Annotated in this window: 10 protein-coding genes; 2 read left to right on the top strand and 8 right to left on the bottom strand. The window is 64.9% G+C overall.

The window, feature by feature from the left end; genetic code table 11:
• Positions 1–656: MMPL family transporter (locus Q8Q83_RS06625; protein ID WP_305622220.1), on the top strand; the 656-nt coding region annotated here is incomplete at its 5' end.
• 457 nt (positions 657–1113) lie between these two features.
• On the opposite strand, the gene Q8Q83_RS06620 is transcribed toward Q8Q83_RS06625, so the two are convergent.
• Genes Q8Q83_RS06620 through Q8Q83_RS06595 form a run of 6 tightly spaced genes read right to left on the bottom strand, consistent with a single transcriptional unit; the run spans position 1114 to position 7970 of the window.
• Positions 1114–2754 carry a BatD family protein gene (locus Q8Q83_RS06620; protein ID WP_305622219.1) on the bottom strand — a complete coding sequence of 547 codons (1641 nt, stop codon included), beginning with the start codon at positions 2752–2754 and terminating at the stop codon, positions 1114–1116.
• Positions 2751–4520 (bottom strand): VWA domain-containing protein, encoded by a 1770-nt coding sequence (locus Q8Q83_RS06615; RefSeq protein WP_305622217.1) that lies wholly within the window; start codon positions 4518–4520, stop codon positions 2751–2753. Before Q8Q83_RS06615 ends, Q8Q83_RS06620 begins: the two co-directional genes overlap by 4 nt.
• Positions 4517–5548, bottom strand: coding sequence for a VWA domain-containing protein (locus Q8Q83_RS06610; protein WP_305622216.1), 1032 nt, complete (start codon positions 5546–5548; stop codon positions 4517–4519). Before Q8Q83_RS06610 ends, Q8Q83_RS06615 begins: the two co-directional genes overlap by 4 nt.
• The gene (locus tag Q8Q83_RS06605) at positions 5541–6035 is read right to left on the bottom strand and encodes a DUF4381 domain-containing protein (protein ID WP_305622214.1); all 495 of its coding nucleotides are present in this window, start codon (positions 6033–6035) and stop codon (positions 5541–5543) included. Before Q8Q83_RS06605 ends, Q8Q83_RS06610 begins: the two co-directional genes overlap by 8 nt.
• Positions 6032–6973 carry a DUF58 domain-containing protein gene (locus Q8Q83_RS06600; RefSeq protein ID WP_305622212.1) on the bottom strand — a complete coding sequence of 314 codons (942 nt, stop codon included), beginning with the start codon at positions 6971–6973 and terminating at the stop codon, positions 6032–6034. Before Q8Q83_RS06600 ends, Q8Q83_RS06605 begins: the two co-directional genes overlap by 4 nt.
• 37 nt (positions 6974–7010) lie before the next feature.
• Complete coding sequence (locus tag Q8Q83_RS06595) at positions 7011–7970, bottom strand: MoxR family ATPase (protein WP_305622210.1); 960 nt, start codon at positions 7968–7970, stop codon at positions 7011–7013.
• A 439-nt stretch (positions 7971–8409) separates the two neighbouring features.
• On the opposite strand from Q8Q83_RS06595, the gene Q8Q83_RS06590 reads away from it, so the two are divergent.
• Positions 8410–13251 carry an NAD-glutamate dehydrogenase gene (locus tag Q8Q83_RS06590; RefSeq protein WP_305622208.1) on the top strand — a complete coding sequence of 1614 codons (4842 nt, stop codon included), beginning with the start codon at positions 8410–8412 and terminating at the stop codon, positions 13249–13251.
• Between the two features lie 93 nt (positions 13252–13344).
• Here the strand turns inward: Q8Q83_RS06590 and rnt are convergent, their stop codons facing one another.
• Positions 13345–14019: a ribonuclease T gene (rnt, locus tag Q8Q83_RS06585; RefSeq protein ID WP_305622207.1), complete on the bottom strand. Its 675-nt coding sequence runs from the start codon at positions 14017–14019 to the stop codon at positions 13345–13347.
• A partial coding sequence (gene pyrC / locus Q8Q83_RS06580; RefSeq protein ID WP_305622206.1) for a dihydroorotase occupies positions 14016–14967 on the bottom strand: 952 nt, incomplete at its 5' end. The genes rnt and pyrC, both read right to left, overlap by 4 nt.

Below are 14967 nucleotides of genomic sequence, written 5' to 3'. Positions count from 1 at the left end.
ACCACGACGGCAAGACCGTGGCGCACGCAGTGTCCGAGATCAAGCGCTTCATCGCGGAAAACTCGGTCCAGGGCGTGAACCTGCGCCTGGCCAGCGGCAACGTCGGCGTGATGGCGGCGACCAACGAGGCGGTATCGGCCGCCGAGGTCGGCATGCTGCTGGCGATCTTCGGCGCGCTGGCGCTGCTGTGCCTGCTGACGTTCCGTTCGTTCAAGGCCATGCTGTGCGTGCTGGTGCCGCTGACCGTGGTGTCCATCTTCTGCAACGCGCTGATGGCGACGCTCGGCATCGGCCTCAAGGTCGCCACCTTGCCGGTGATCGCCCTGGGCGTGGGTATAGGTGTGGACTACGGCATCTATATCTACAGCCGCCTGGAAAGCTTCCTGCGTGCGGGCCTGACGCTGCAAGAGGCCTACTACCAGACGCTGAAGTCCACCGGTAAGGCCGTGCTGTTCACCGGCTTGTGCCTGGCCATAGGCGTGGCCACCTGGATCTTCTCGGCGATCAAGTTCCAGGCCGACATGGGCCTGATGCTGACCTTTATGTTTATCGTCAACATGTTCGGCGCCCTCTGGCTGCTGCCAGCCCTGGCGCGGTTCCTGATCAAGCCCGAGAAACTGGCGGGCAAGGTCGGCAACTCGCTGTTCGCCCACTAAGCCTGGGAGCAGCACCGGAACAAAAAATTGACTGGAGCAATTTTGACGTCGCGTAGCGACGGCCCGTAGGGTGCCCGCCAGGGATGGCAGGGCACAAAAAAACCGCGGCCTGGCCGCGGTTTTTTTATGCCTATGTAGCAGTTACCTATTGAACCTGACCCGGGTCGTAGGTTGGGCTGAGCTATGCGAAGCCCAACAAGGCCCACAGGGTACAAGTGAACGGCAAGGGTTGTGCCCGAACCATCGCGTTGGGCTTCGTCGCTGCGCCCCTCAGCCCAACCTACGCAGCCATTGGACAAAGGTCTAACCCCTAACCGGGGCATAGCCTTTCTTATGGCTATATTAGTGCGCGTTCGCGGTTCGGATGAGGCCCTTCATCCTTATCCGTGGGGCCATGCCGACATGGCCTCTGCAGGCTAAAACGAGTGCAACGCGTGGGTTTATAGGCCAGAGCGCATCAGCGCGGATAAAGTGGCGGTAGCGCACTGGCTTCCGGGTTGAGGCTGGTCTCGGCGGTTTCCGCCGCGGGCAGGCTGCGAATCGCCAGCCACAGGTTACGTCCCTGCCAATGCTGGCCGCTCTCGCTGTACAGCGCGCCGTTGAGACCGTCCAGGGCGTCCGACAAGGGCGTAAAGCGTGCCGCCATATCGGCCAGGGTCTCCGGCTGTTGCCGGGCCCAGGCGTCCAGGGCATGGCGGGTGGCCAGGGAGTCATTGGCCAGGCAGCTGCGCTTCAGGTCGTCGAGCAGGTTGCGCGGGCTCGGCCCTGTCTGCTGGCTGGGCAGCACGGCGGGCTGGCGGCGGGCCCGCCACCACAGGGCGAAGCCCAGCATTGTGCTCAGGCTGAGTAGGCCGGTGCTCAATTGCCAGGGCCATAGCGCCGGCCCTGGCAGCCCTGTCGCAGGCGCTTGGGCCAGCGCCGTGGCTTGCGCCTCCAGGCTGGGGTTGCTGGCCACCTGCAGCGTGCGGGCCGGCAGGCTGCTGCGCTCCAGGCGGTCTTCCAGGGTGTTCCACCACTGCACGCCGATGGCCGCCAGTTCGATCTGGCCGCTGCGATTGGGCACCAAGGCTTCGCGTTCTTCGCGGCTGCCGGTCAGGCCGAACTCGCTGGCCTGGTTGGCCAGCTGCGGTTGATCGGGGTAGCGCCGCAAGTCGGCGCCGCGGGTGGCCGGCAGGGGCGGCAACTGGGCGCTGGAGAGGCCGTCGACCTTGAGCAGTAGGCTGCGGGTCAGCGACTCACCGGCGCGGGCCTGTTCCGGCTGGGGGTTCCAGGCCTCGCTCAGACTCAGGGAGCGGGCCGGCAGCCAGGGCACATCGGCCGGATAACTGGCCGGCTTGGCCTTGACCCGCAGCGGGATCTCCGGCGACTTGACCCGCGTCACTCGGCCGGGGCGCGGACCGAACGGGTTGTAGTCATTGGCGCCTGAGCGCTCCACCGCGGTGGCGGTGAAGACTTGGCCGGGGATCAGCAGCTCACCGCTTTCCTGGGGGAAGATGGCGTAGCGCAACTCGATCACCCCATGACGAATGCCATTGATGTCCTTCTCATAGGTACGCGGTTCGCCCAGGGCCTCGACTCGCGCCTGGGGTATCTCCAGCGGGGTCAGGCTGCTGTCGTCATACAGCGAGACCGAATGGTAGATGCGCAGGGTTAGCACGCTTTGCGCCTGCACATAGACGCTTTCCTGGTCCAGGCTGGCGTCGATAAAGATCGGCGCCAGTTGGCCGCCGGTCTGGCCGCCGCTGGCCTGCACATGCAGGGTGATCGCCTGGCTCTGGGCATCCCCCAGGCGCAGGGGCGGGATCACCACATAACCGCTGTGCTTGGGTTGCAGGGTGATGATCCAGCGAGTGACGGCGCGGGCCTGGTCATTGATGCTGGTCAGACGGTTGACCTGGCGCGTTCCCAGTACCTCGAACAAGGCATCCAGGGGCTGCAGCTCGGGTTTGCCGAAGCGGGTCGCATCGCTCGATTCCAGGGTCAGTTCGACGCTTTCCCCCTCATTCAAACGGGTGCGATCGACGCTGGCGTTGAATGTCTGGGCGCTGGCGGACAGGGCCAGCAGGCTGAGCAGTAGGGTGCAGAGCAGACGGCTCATTGGGCTTGTTCCTGACGCTGTTGTTCGAGCAAGAATTTGCGCCGCAGCAATTCGCCCGGATCATCGGGGATTTGCCGCAGCCATTGTTCCAAAGCCTGGCGCCGCTCGCCATCCAGGGCCGGCTCGGCGCTGGCGGTCTTGGGCTCAGGCGTGCTGTGGTTATCCTGCTCGCCGGGCGTGGCTTTATCCTTGGCCTCGGCAGGCTGCGACTGCTGTGGCTGCTGCGCTTCTGGTTGCGCGCTGTCACTGGCTGAGGCCGGGCTGGGTTTGGCCTGGCTGTCTTTATCCTTCTGCCCGGCCTGGCCGGGTTCGGGCTGACTGGGTTGCTGCTCGGCGGGCTGTTGCGCCTGTTCCTGTTCCTGTTGTTGCTGTTGCGCTTGTTGCTGCTGGTTGTGGCGCAGCAGTTCCTCGATCAGGGCCTTGTTCTTTTGCGCCTGAACCAGCTCCGGCTGCAGTTCCAGGGCCTGGGTGTAGGCGTCCAGGGCGGCTTCCAGTTCGTTGCTGCGGGCCAGGGCATTACCCCTGTTGTAATGGTCGCTGGCGCTTTCTCCGGTGGCAAAGCGTTCGGCCGCGGCGGCGTAATCACCGGCTTGGTAGAGGGCCAGACCTTGCCACCGTGGGTCCTGGAAGCGCTTGGCCGCCTCTGCCGGCTGCTCGGCTGCGAGCAGGCGTCGGCCCTGCTGATCGGCGCGTAGCCAGAGGTCATCCAGTTCGAAGGCATGGCCGCTTTGCGGCAGGCTCACCAGCAGCAGGGGCAAGCAGAACAACCAGCCGCGCCGCGCAGCGCAAGCCGCCAGCAATAGCAGGGGCAGCAACAGCCAATGGCCTTGATCGGCCCAGGCCTGCAGGCGCGTCAGCTCGCCGGCGCGGCGCATCTGCCGGGAATTCTTGAGCAGGCCAAGATTGCGCAAGTCGCGCTCATCGAGGCTGGCGGCCTGATACTGGCCACCGACTTCCCGGGCAAAGGCCTGCAGGCCGGCGCTGTCCAGGCGCGGGATAAGGATCGCGCCCTGCTGATCCTTGAGGAAGGAGCCGTCCGCCTGAACGATAGGCGCGCCTTGGGCGCTGCCGAAACCCAGGATATGCAGGCGTTCGCCGTCGCGGCCGAGGGCCTGGTCGAGCGCCTGGCGTTCCTGTTCATCCAGGCTGCTGGCCAGCAGCAACAGGCGGCCTTTGCCCTGGGCACCCTGTTCCAGCAGCTGCAAGGCCTTGGCCACCGCCAGGTCCGCGCGCTGACCGGGCTCTGGCATGATCGCCGGTTGCAGCGCATCGAGCAGGTTGCGGCTGGTGGCCAGGTCATCGGACAGCGGCACCAGGGTATGAGCGCTGCCGGCATACACCACTATCGCCGTTTGCGCATCCTGGCGCGCTTCGAGCAGGTCGAGCAGTTTGCGCTTGGCCTGTTCCAGGCGATTGGGCGAGGCATCGCTGGCGAGCATCGCCGGCGTCAGTTGCAGCAGTATCACCAGCGGATCGGCCGGCTTCTGCTGGCTCTGCTCCACCCGTTGCCAGCTCGGGCCGAGCAAGGCCAACAGCGCCAGTAGCCAGGCCAGGCCCAGGGCGAGCCAGGGCAAGCGGCTGTTGCGCCCGCTGCTGGCGGTCAGCAGGGCGGCCTGGAAGGCGGCCGGGAGCAACAGTTGCCAGCGCCCACTGCGCTTTTCCCGGTGCCAGAGTTGCCATAGCAGCCAGCCGAGCAGCGGCAATGCCAGCAGCCAGAAGGGACGCAGCCAGTGCGGCCAGAAACCTGCGGAGGACAGTTCGATCATGGCTGTTTACGCCGAAAATAGGCTGCGCGGCTGCGCAGGCGTAGGTGCAGGTCGGGCCACAGCGCGCGGCTGACCAGCAGCAGGCTGCACAGCAGGGCGGCGCTCAGTGGCCAGGCATAGAGTGCCAGGGTCGGGCGCGCCAGGGTCGGCTTCTGTGCCACCGGCTCGAGGCGGTCGAGGCTGTCTTCGATGGCTTGCAGCTCCTGGCTGTCGCGGGCGCGGAAGTACTCTCCGCCGGTGGCTTCGGCAATCGCGCGCAGGCTGGGTTCGTCCAGGTCGATGCCGGGATTGAAACCGAGCATGCCCAGTACGCCGCCTTGCTGCGGGTCGGCGCCTATGCCGATCGGGTAGATCTTGATGCCTTCCTCCGCCGCCAGTCGCGCCGCGATCAAGGGCTCGATTTCGCCGCCATTGTTGGCGCCGTCGGTGACCAATACCAGCACGCGGCTGTGCGCCGGACGCTGGCGCAGGCGTTTGACCGCGAGGCCGATGGCGTCGCCGATGGCGGTCTGCGGGCCGGCGATATTCTTCTGCGCTTCCTCCAGCCAGGCGCGCACGGTCTGGCGGTCGAAGGTCAGCGGCGATTGCAGGTAGGCGCGGCTGCCGAACAGGATCAGGCCGACCCGATCGCCCTGGCGGCCTTCGATAAACTCGCCGAGCAGGTGTTTGACCAGGGTCAGGCGGCTGACCTCCTGGCCCTCCCAGAGCATGTCGGCGTAATCCATGGAGCCGGACACATCCACCGCCAGCAGCAGATCGCGACCGCTGGCCGGCAAGGGCAGGGGCTCGCCCAGCCATTGTGGGCGCGCGCCGGCCAGCAACAGCAATAGCCAGATCAGCACAAAGGGTGCTTGTTGGCGCAAGGCCGGCAGCCGCACCCGGGCGCGCCGCCCGGTCAGCGCTTCCAGTTCACTGAGAAAGTTGATTTTCAGCGCCGCCTCGCCACTGTCGGCCGTCGGCAGCCAGGCGCGCAGCAGCCAGGGCAGGGGCGCGAGGAGAAAGACCCAGGGCCAGGCGAATTCAAACATGCTTGCGAATCCAGATCGATACAGCTTGGTTGAGCCCGGCGATGGCCTTGTCGTCCAGGCTGCAATGCGGGCGATAGGCGCCTTCGACCAGGATCATCCAGCGGGTCAGCCCGGCGGCCGGGCAGCGGTTATCCAGAAAGGCCAGCCAGGCGCGACTGCTCAGGGTATGGCTGTGGCTCTGCGGGTAACGTTCGCGGCACAGGCGTTTGAGGAGGGCGTTGAGTTGCTGCAGCCAGGGGCCGGCGTCCACGCCATCGTAGGGTTTGCGCAAGCATTCCAGTTCGTTCAGTGCCGCCTGGCGCAGCGGGTCCAGGGCCGGCTCGCTGGCGTCTGCCGTGCTGTTACGCGGTAGACGTTTAAGCAACCTGAGGCCGCCCCACAGCAGCAGCGGCAACAGGGCCGCGAGCAGCCACCAGCCCGGGGCCGGTGGCCACCAGCCGATAGGCGCGGGGGCTATCAGGGGTTCGAGTTGGTCCAGTGGGTTCACGAGGTTTTTCTCGGGCGCTGGGCATTCAGGTGTTCGCGCAGTTGCTCGATCATCTCGCGCTGGGTGCTCAAGGCCAGCAGCGGCACACCGAGTTTTTGCGCCAAACGTTGCCAGCGCGCCTGGCGCGCCTCGCCGAGGGATCGATAGGCCTGGCGCAACTCGGCATCCTGGGTATCCAGTTCCAGTTGCGCGCCCTGTTCGGTGAAACGCAGCAGGCCGGCGGCGGGCAAGGCGTGATCGAGGGGATCGGACAGCGGCAGCAGCAGCAGGTCGGTGTGTCGAGCCAGCAGCAGCAACTGTTGTTCGCTGCTGTCGCTGAGGGTGCGCTCATCGCACAGAATCACCACCAGGCTGCCGGGGCGCAGCACCTCGCGGGCGCGGCGCAGGGCCAGGCCGAAGCTGTCGCGGCTGCCCTGGCTGTCGCTGCACAGCGCCTGGTTGGCCCGCGTCAGGCGGTTGAGCAGCTGCAGCAGGCTCTGCTTGCTGCGCCGCGGCTTGATTTCGTGGTGTTCCAGATCGCCGAACACCAGGCCGCCGATGCGGTCGTTATGACCCAGAGCGGCCCAGCCGATTAGGCTGGCGGCCTGGGCGGCGAGCACCGACTTGAACATCAGCCCGGAGCCGAAGAACAGCCGCTTGCTCTGCTCGACCAGGATATAGATCGGCCGTTCGCGCTCTTCATGGAACAGCTTGGTGTGCGGCTCCTGGGTGCGCGCGGTGACCCGCCAATCGATGCTGCGCACGTCGTCACCGGCCTGGTAGACCCGCACCTGATCGAAGTCCACGCCGCGCCCGCGCAGCTTGGAGTGGTGCAGGCCAATCAGCGGGCTGCGCCGCGCGGGAGTGGAGAACAGCTGCACCTCACGCACGCGGTGACGCATCTCGATCAGCTCGCCGAGGCTGACACGGACGCCGGGTTGCGTGGGTTGGTTATGCATGGCTCAGCGGGGCCCGCTGTGCGGCTTGTTGCGGCATCTAGGCGACCGCCACTACGTCGAGAATGCGCTGCACCACGCGGTCCTGATCGATGCCGGCGGCCTCGGCCTCGAACGACAGGATGATGCGGTGGCGCAGCACGTCGAACAGCACCGCCTGGATATCTTCCGGGCTGACGAAATCGCGTCCGGCCAGCCAGGCATGAGCGCGCGCGCAGCGATCCAGGGCGATCGAGCCGCGTGGGCTGGCGCCGTAGGCGATCCACTCGGCCAGCTCCGGGTCGAACTTGGCCGGGGTGCGCGAAGCCATCACCAGTTGCACCAGGTATTCCTCCACCGCATCGGCCATATACAGGCCGAGGATCTCCTGGCGCGCGGCGAAGATCGCCTGCTGGCTGACCCGTTGCTCCGGCTTGGTTTCGCCGTGCAGCGCTTCGCCGCGGGCCTGGGCGAGAATCTTGCGTTCCACGCCGGCATCCGGGAAGCCGATCTTCACCAGCATGAGGAAGCGGTCGAGCTGGGCTTCTGGCAGCGGGTAGGTGCCTTCCTGCTCGATCGGGTTCTGCGTGGCCATCACCAGAAACAGCGGCGACAGGTGATAGGTGCTGCGCCCCACGCTGACCTGGCGCTCGGCCATGGCCTCGAGCAGCGCCGATTGCACCTTGGCCGGGGCGCGGTTGATCTCATCGGCCAGCACCAGGTTGTGGAAGATCGGCCCCTGCTGAAATACGAAGCTGCCGGTTTCCGGGCGGTAGATCTCGGTGCCGGTGATATCGGCGGGGAGCAGGTCGGGGGTGAACTGGATGCGATGGAATTCGGCTTCGATGCCTTCGGCCAGTTCCCTGATCGCCTTGGTCTTGGCCAGACCAGGAGCGCCCTCGACCAACATATGACCGTCGGCGAGCAAGGCAATCAGCAGTCTTTCGACGAGTTTTTCCTGGCCGAGGATCTGACTTGAAAGAAAATGTCGCAGCGCGACAAGCGCTTCACGGTGTTCCATCGTTAAGCTCATCCGGCAAATGTGACCGGCGAGTCTTGAGCCTCGCCAGAGTTAAGTGGCAGCCACTTTAATGCAATCGCTGCCTCCTAGACTAACGTTGAACAACAAGGTTGTGGCGAGTGTCATGCCTCGCACTGCCCCTAGGGTCTGTTGCCGGTTCGATGCGGCCGCGACGGAGCCTATTTTTGCGCGGGGCAAGGCACGAGGAGCGTGGTTTGGTTATTCCAAATGAGCGACGAGAAACGCAGCAGCGCGCAAAAACAGGCCCGTCCCTTCGGGTTGCGCGGCAAATGGCGCCAGGCGGCGTTGCAGGACTTGGCAAGGGAGCGACCATTACCGGCGCCCTGCGCCTTGCCTGGCGCCATTTGGCGCAGCAACGCGGCTCGCCGCGAAACGGCAACAGACCCTAATTTAATAACAAGCAAAACGGAGCACTCCCATGGCGTTCTTTACGGCGGCCAGCAAAGCCGATTTTCAGCACCACCTGCAAACGGCGCTGGCGCAGCACGTCAGTGAACAGGCCCTGCCACAAGTAGCCCTGTTTGCCGAGCAATTCTTCGGCATCATCGCCCTGGAGGAACTGACCCAGCGCCGCCTCTCCGATCTGGTCGGCTGCACCCTGTCGTCCTGGCGAGTGCTGGAGCGCTTCGAACCGAGCAAGCCCGAGGTGCGGGTATTCAACCCCGATTACGAAAAGCACGGCTGGCAGTCGACCCACACCGCCGTGGAAATCCTCCACAGCGACATCCCGTTTCTGGTCGACTCGGTGCGCATGGAGCTGAACCGTCGCGGTTACAGCATCCACACCCTGCAAAACAGCGTGTTTAGCGTGCGCCGCAACAAGAGCGGCGAACTGCAGGAAATCCTGCCCAAGGGGACCCAGGGCAAGGATGTGCAACAGGAAGCGCTGATGTTCCTGGAGATCGATCGCTGCTCCAACACCGGCGAACTCAAGACCCTGGAAAAAGTCCTGCACGAAGTGTTCGGCGATGTGCGCATGAGCGTGGCCGACTTCCAGCCGATGAAGGCCAAGGCCAAGGAACTGCTGGCCTGGCTGGACAAGGCCAAGCTCAAGGTCGAAGGCGCCGAGCTGGAAGAGATCAAGGTGTTTATGAGCTGGTTGCTCGACGACCACTTCACCTTCCTCGGTTATGAAGAATTCACCGTCGCCGACAGCGCGGGCGGCGGCAGCCTGGTGTATGACGAGAAGTCCCTGCTCGGGCTGTCCAAGCGCCTGCGCATGGGCCTCAAAGCCGATGACACGCATATCGAGGCGGAAGCGGTCAGCTACCTGCGTGAGCCGCAACTGCTGTCCTTCGCCAAGGCCGCGGTGCCCAGCCGTGTGCACCGTCCGGCCTACCCGGACCTGGTGTCCATCCGTGAGCTGGACAGCAAGGGTAAGGTGATCAAGGAATGCCGCTTTATGGGCCTGTACACCTCGGCGGTGTATGCCGAAAGCGTGTGGAACATCCCCTATATCCGCCGTAAGGTGGCGGAGATCAAGCAGCGCTCGGGCTTCGACAGCAGCGCCCACCTGGGCAAGGAGCTTGCTCAAGTGTTGGAAGTGCTGCCGCGCGACGACCTGTTCCAGACGCCGGTGGACGAGTTGTTCAACACCACCATGGCCATCGTGCAGATCCAGGAGCGCAACAAGATCCGCGTGTTCCTACGCCGCGATCCCTATGGCCGCTTCTGCTACTGCCTGGCCTACGTGCCGCGCGATGTCTACTCCACCGAAACCCGGCTGAAGATCCAGCAGGTGCTGATGGAGCGCCTGCAGGCCACCGATTGCGAGTTCTGGACCTTCTTCTCCGAGTCGGTGCTGGCGCGGGTGCAGTTTATCCTCAAGATCGACCCGAAAAATCGCGTGCAGATCGACCCGGTGCGCCTGGAAAAAGAAGTGATCCAGGCCTGCCGCTCGTGGAAAGACGACTACAGCAGCCTGATAGTCGATAGCCTCGGCGAAGCCCAGGGCACCGAAGTGCTGACCGAATTCCCCAGCGGTTTCCCAGCCGGTTACCGCGAGCGTTTCGCCCCGCATTCGGCGGTGGTGGACATGCAGCACCTGCTCAGCCTGAACAGCGAGCGCGCGCTGGTGATGAGCTTCTACCAGCCGATGATCCAGGACGGGCAGCAGTTGCATTGCAAGCTGTACCACGCCGATACGCCGCTGCCGCTGTCGGACGTCTTGCCGATCCTGGAAAACCTCGGCCTGCGCGTGCTCGGCGAGTTCCCCTACAAGCTGCGCCGCGCCGACGGCCGCGAGTTCTGGATTCACGACTTCGCCTTCACCTATGCCGAAGGCCTGGACGTGGATATCCAGCAACTCAACGACACCCTGCAGGGCGCCTTCGTCAATATCGTCGGTGGCGAGGCGGAGAACGACGGCTTCAACCGCCTGGTGCTGATGGCCGCCATGCCCTGGCGCGACGTGGCGCTGCTGCGCGCCTACGCCCGTTACCTCAAGCAGATTCGCCTGGGCTTTGACCTGAGCTATATCGCCAGCACCCTGGTCAACCATGCCGATATCGCCAAGGAGCTGGTGCGTCTGTTCCGCACCCGTTTCTACCTGGCGCGCAAGCTCGCAGGCAACGACCTGGCGGACAAGCAGCAGAAGCTCGAACAGGCGATTCTCGCCGCCCTGGACAATGTCGCGGTGCTCAACGAAGACCGCATCCTGCGCCGTTACCTTGACTTGATCAAAGCCACCCTGCGCACCAACTTCTACCAGACCGATGCCAGCGGTGCGCCGAAGAGCTACTTCAGCTTTAAGCTCAACCCTCGGGCGATTCCGGATATTCCGCGGCCGACGCCGAAGTTCGAAATTTTCGTCTACTGCCCGCGGGTCGAAGGCGTGCACCTGCGCTTCGGCGACGTGGCCCGCGGTGGCCTGCGCTGGTCGGACCGCGAAGAAGACTTCCGCACCGAGGTGCTGGGCCTGGTCAAGGCGCAGCAGGTGAAGAACGCGGTGATAGTACCCATGGGCGCCAAGGGCGGCTTTATCCCGCGGCGTCTACCCATTGGCGGCACCCGTGATGAAGTGCTGGCCGAGGGCATCGCCTGCTACCGCATCTTTATCTCGGGTCTGTTGGATATCACCGACAACCTCAAGGAAGGCGCCGTGGTGCCGCCGCAGAACGTGGTGCGCCATGATGGCGACGATCCCTACCTGGTGGTGGCGGCCGACAAGGGCACCGCGACCTTCTCCGATATCGCCAACGGCATCGCCGCCGACTATGGCTTCTGGCTCGACGACGCCTTCGCCTCCGGCGGTTCGGCCGGTTACGACCACAAGGGCATGGGCATCACCGCCAAGGGTGGCTGGGTCTCGGTGCAGCGCCACTTCCGCGAGCGCGGCATCGACGTGCAGAAGGACAACGTCACCGTCATCGGCATCGGCGATATGGCCGGTGACGTGTTCGGCAACGGTCTGCTGCTGTCGGAGAGCCTGCAGATGGTGGCGGCCTTCAATCATATGCATATCGTTATCGACCCCAACCCGGATGCGGCCAAGAGCTTCGTCGAGCGTCAGCGCCTGTTCGATTTGCCGCGCTCCAGCTGGGCCGACTACGACACCCAGTTGATCTCCGAAGGCGGCGGCATCTTCCTGCGCAGCGCCAAGAGCATCGCCATCAGCGCGCAGATGAAAGAGCGCTTCGACATCAGCGCCGACAAGCTGGCCCCCACCGAGCTGCTGAATGCCTTGCTCAAGGCGCCGGTGGACCTGTTGTGGAACGGCGGTATCGGCACCTACGTCAAGTCGAGCAAGGAAAGCCACGCCGACGTCGGCGACAAGGCCAACGACCTGCTGCGCGTCGATGGCCGCGAGCTGCGTGCCAAGGTGGTGGGCGAGGGCGGCAACCTCGGCATGACCCAACTGGGCCGCGTCGAGTACGGCCTGAATGGCGGGGCGAGCAACACCGACTTTATCGATAACGCCGGTGGCGTGGATTGCTCCGACCACGAGGTGAATATCAAGATCCTGCTCGGCGAGATAGTCGGCGCCGGCGATATGACCGGCAAGCAGCGCAACAAGCTGCTGGTGGAAATGACCGATGCGGTCGGCGGCCTGGTGCTGGGCAACAACTACAAGCAGACCCAGGCCCTGTCCCTGGCCGAACGCCGCGCCCGCGAGCGGGTCGGCGAGTACAAGCGCCTGATGTCGGCCCTGGAAGCGGCCGGCAAGCTGGACCGCGCCCTGGAGTTCCTGCCCACCGACGAGGAGCTCAACGAGCGCGCCAACAACGGCCTGGGCCTGACCCGAGCGGAGCTGTCGGTGCTGATCTCCTACAGCAAGATCGACCTCAAGGAGTCCTTGCTCAAGTCCCGGGTGCCGGATGACGAGTACCTGGCGCGTGAGATGGAAACCGCCTTCCCGCCGCTGCTGGCGAAGAAGTTCGGCGAGCAGATGCGTCGTCATCGCCTCAAGCGCGAAATCGTCAGCACCCAGATCGCCAACGACCTGGTCAACCATATGGGCATCACCTTCGTGCAGCGCCTGAAGGAGTCCACCGGCATGAGCGCGGCGAATGTCGCCGGCGCCTACGTGATAGTGCGCGACCTGTTCCGCCTGCCGCACTGGTGGCAGCAGATCGAGGCGCTGGACTATAAGGTGCCGGCCGAGCTGCAGCTGCAGCTGATGGACGAGCTGATGCGTCTGGGTCGCCGCGCCACCCGCTGGTTCCTGCGCAGCCGGCGCAACGACCTGGACGCGGCCCGCGATGTGGCGCATTTCGCGCCGCGCATCGAGGCCCTGGTGGGGCGTCTGGACGAGCTGCTCGAAGGCCCGGCCCGCGAGCAGTGGCTGGCCCGCTTCCAGACCTATGTGGAGGCTGGCGTACCGGAAGAACTGGCGCGGGTGGTGGCCGGCACCAGCCATCTGTACACCCTGCTGCCAATTATCGAGGCGTCCGATGTCACCGCTCAGGAACCGGATCGGGTGGCCGCCGCCTACTTCGCCATCGGCGGTTCGCTGGAGCTGTCCTGGTACCTGCAGCAGATCACCAGCCTGCCGGTGGAAAACAACTGGCAAGCCCTGGCCCGTGAAGCCTTCCGCGATGACCTGGACTGGCAGCAGCGCGCCATTACCGTGTCGGTGCTGCAGATGGCCGAAGGCCCTGCGGATATCGAGGAGCGCGCCTCCGTGTGGCTGGATCAGCACCGTCGCCTGGTCGATCGCTGGAAGCTGATGCTGGGCGAGCTGCGTTCGGCCACCAGCACCGATTACGCCATGTATGCCGTGGCTAACCGCGAGCTGATGGACCTGGCGCAAAGCGCTTGAGGTGGCGGCGCAGGTGATGCCTGCGCCGCAGCATAAAAAAGCCCCGCCTAGTGCGGGGCTTTTTTATAAACTGCTATCCGCCAGGGCGTGGCTTTAGTCGTCGAACTCCATCCAGCCGCCCATTTCCTTCCAGCGGTTGACTATGCCGCAGAACAGTTCGGCGGTTTTCTCGGTGTCGTAACGGGCCGAGTGTGCTTCCTTGCCGTCGAAGTCGATGCCGGCGGCCTGGCAGGCCTTGGCCAGTACGGTCTGACCGTAGGCCAGACCGGCCAGGGTGGCGGTGTCGAAGCTGGAGAAGGGGTGGAAGGGGTTGCGCTTGATGCCGGTGCGCAGCACCGCGGCATTCAGGAAACCCAGGTCGAAGCTGCTGTTATGCCCGACCAGGATCGCCCGCTTGCAGCTATTGGCCTTCAACGATTTGCGCAGGCCGCGGAAGATTTCCGTCAGCGCGTGCTCCTCGGTCACCGCCATGCGCAGCGGGTGGTCGAGCTTGATGCCGGTGAAGTCCAGCGCCGCCTGCTCGATATTCGCGCCTGCGAAGGGCGCGACGCGAAAGAACTGGGTGTGCTCCGGGTAGAGCAGCCCCTGCTCATCCATGCCAATGGTGGTGGCGGCGATTTCCAGCAGGGCATCGGTGGCGCAGTTGAAGCCGCCAGTCTCCACATCCACCACCACCGGCAGGTAACCACGGAAACGCGCGGCCATGGGGTGACGCGGGCCGGAGTGGCTGCTGCTGTCGAGTTCGTCGTCGTACAGGTCTGCGCTCACGCGTTCTCCTCCAGCAGGCGCCAGCGCAGGGTCTCACCGGCGCGCAGGGGGATCACCCGTTGTTCGCCCAGCGGCAGGCTAGCCGGGGCGGTCCAGTCTTCGCGGACCAGGGTGATGCGGTCGCTATTGCGCGGCAGGCCGTAGAAGTCCGGGCCATTCTTGCTGGCGAAGGCTTCCAGCTGGTCCAGGGCATTGCGCTGCTCGAAGGCTTCGGCATACAGCTCGATGGCAGCATAGGAGGTGTAGCAGCCGGCGCAACCGCAGGCGGCTTCCTTGGCGTGCTGAGTATGGGGAGCCGAATCGGTGCCGAGGAAGAACTTAGTGCTGCCGCTGGTGGCGGCATCCAGCAGGGCTTCCTGGTGGCTGTTGCGCTTGAGAATCGGCAGGCAATAGAAGTGCGGGCGGATGCCGCCGACCAGCATATGGTTGCGGTTGTACAGCAGGTGATGGGCGGTAATGGTCGCGCCGACGTTGGCCGAGGCGTTCTGAACGAACTGCACCGCATCGCGGGTGGTGATATGTTCGAACACCACCTTGAGCGTCGGGAAGCGCTCGACCACGCGGCTCAGGTGTTCGTCGATAAAGAACTTCTCGCGATCGAATACATCGACCTCGCTGCGCGTCACTTCGCCGTGCACCAGCAGCGGCAGGCCGGCTTCGGCCATGGCTTCGAGCACCGGGAAGATCTTGTCGATGCTGGTCACGCCGGAATCGGAGTTGGTGGTGGCGCCGGCCGGGTAGAGCTTGGCCGCATGCACGAAGCCCGAGGCCTTGGCCGCGCGGATTTCATCCGGCGTGGTGCTGTCGGTCAGATAGAGCACCATCAGCGGCTCGAAACGGCTGGCGGCCGGGCGCGCGCTGAGGATGCGCTGGCGGTAGGCATCCGCTTCGCTGGCGTTGCGCACCGGCGGCAGCAGGTTGGGCATGATGATGGCGCGGCCGAAGGTG

It is taken from the genome of Pseudomonas sp. (assembly GCF_030696055.1).
In the GTDB taxonomy this organism is placed as follows: domain Bacteria; phylum Pseudomonadota; class Gammaproteobacteria; order Pseudomonadales; family Pseudomonadaceae; genus Aquipseudomonas.
The sequence above is the reverse complement of the archived record's forward strand: the minus strand, read 5'-3'. Positions and strand labels throughout refer to the sequence as shown.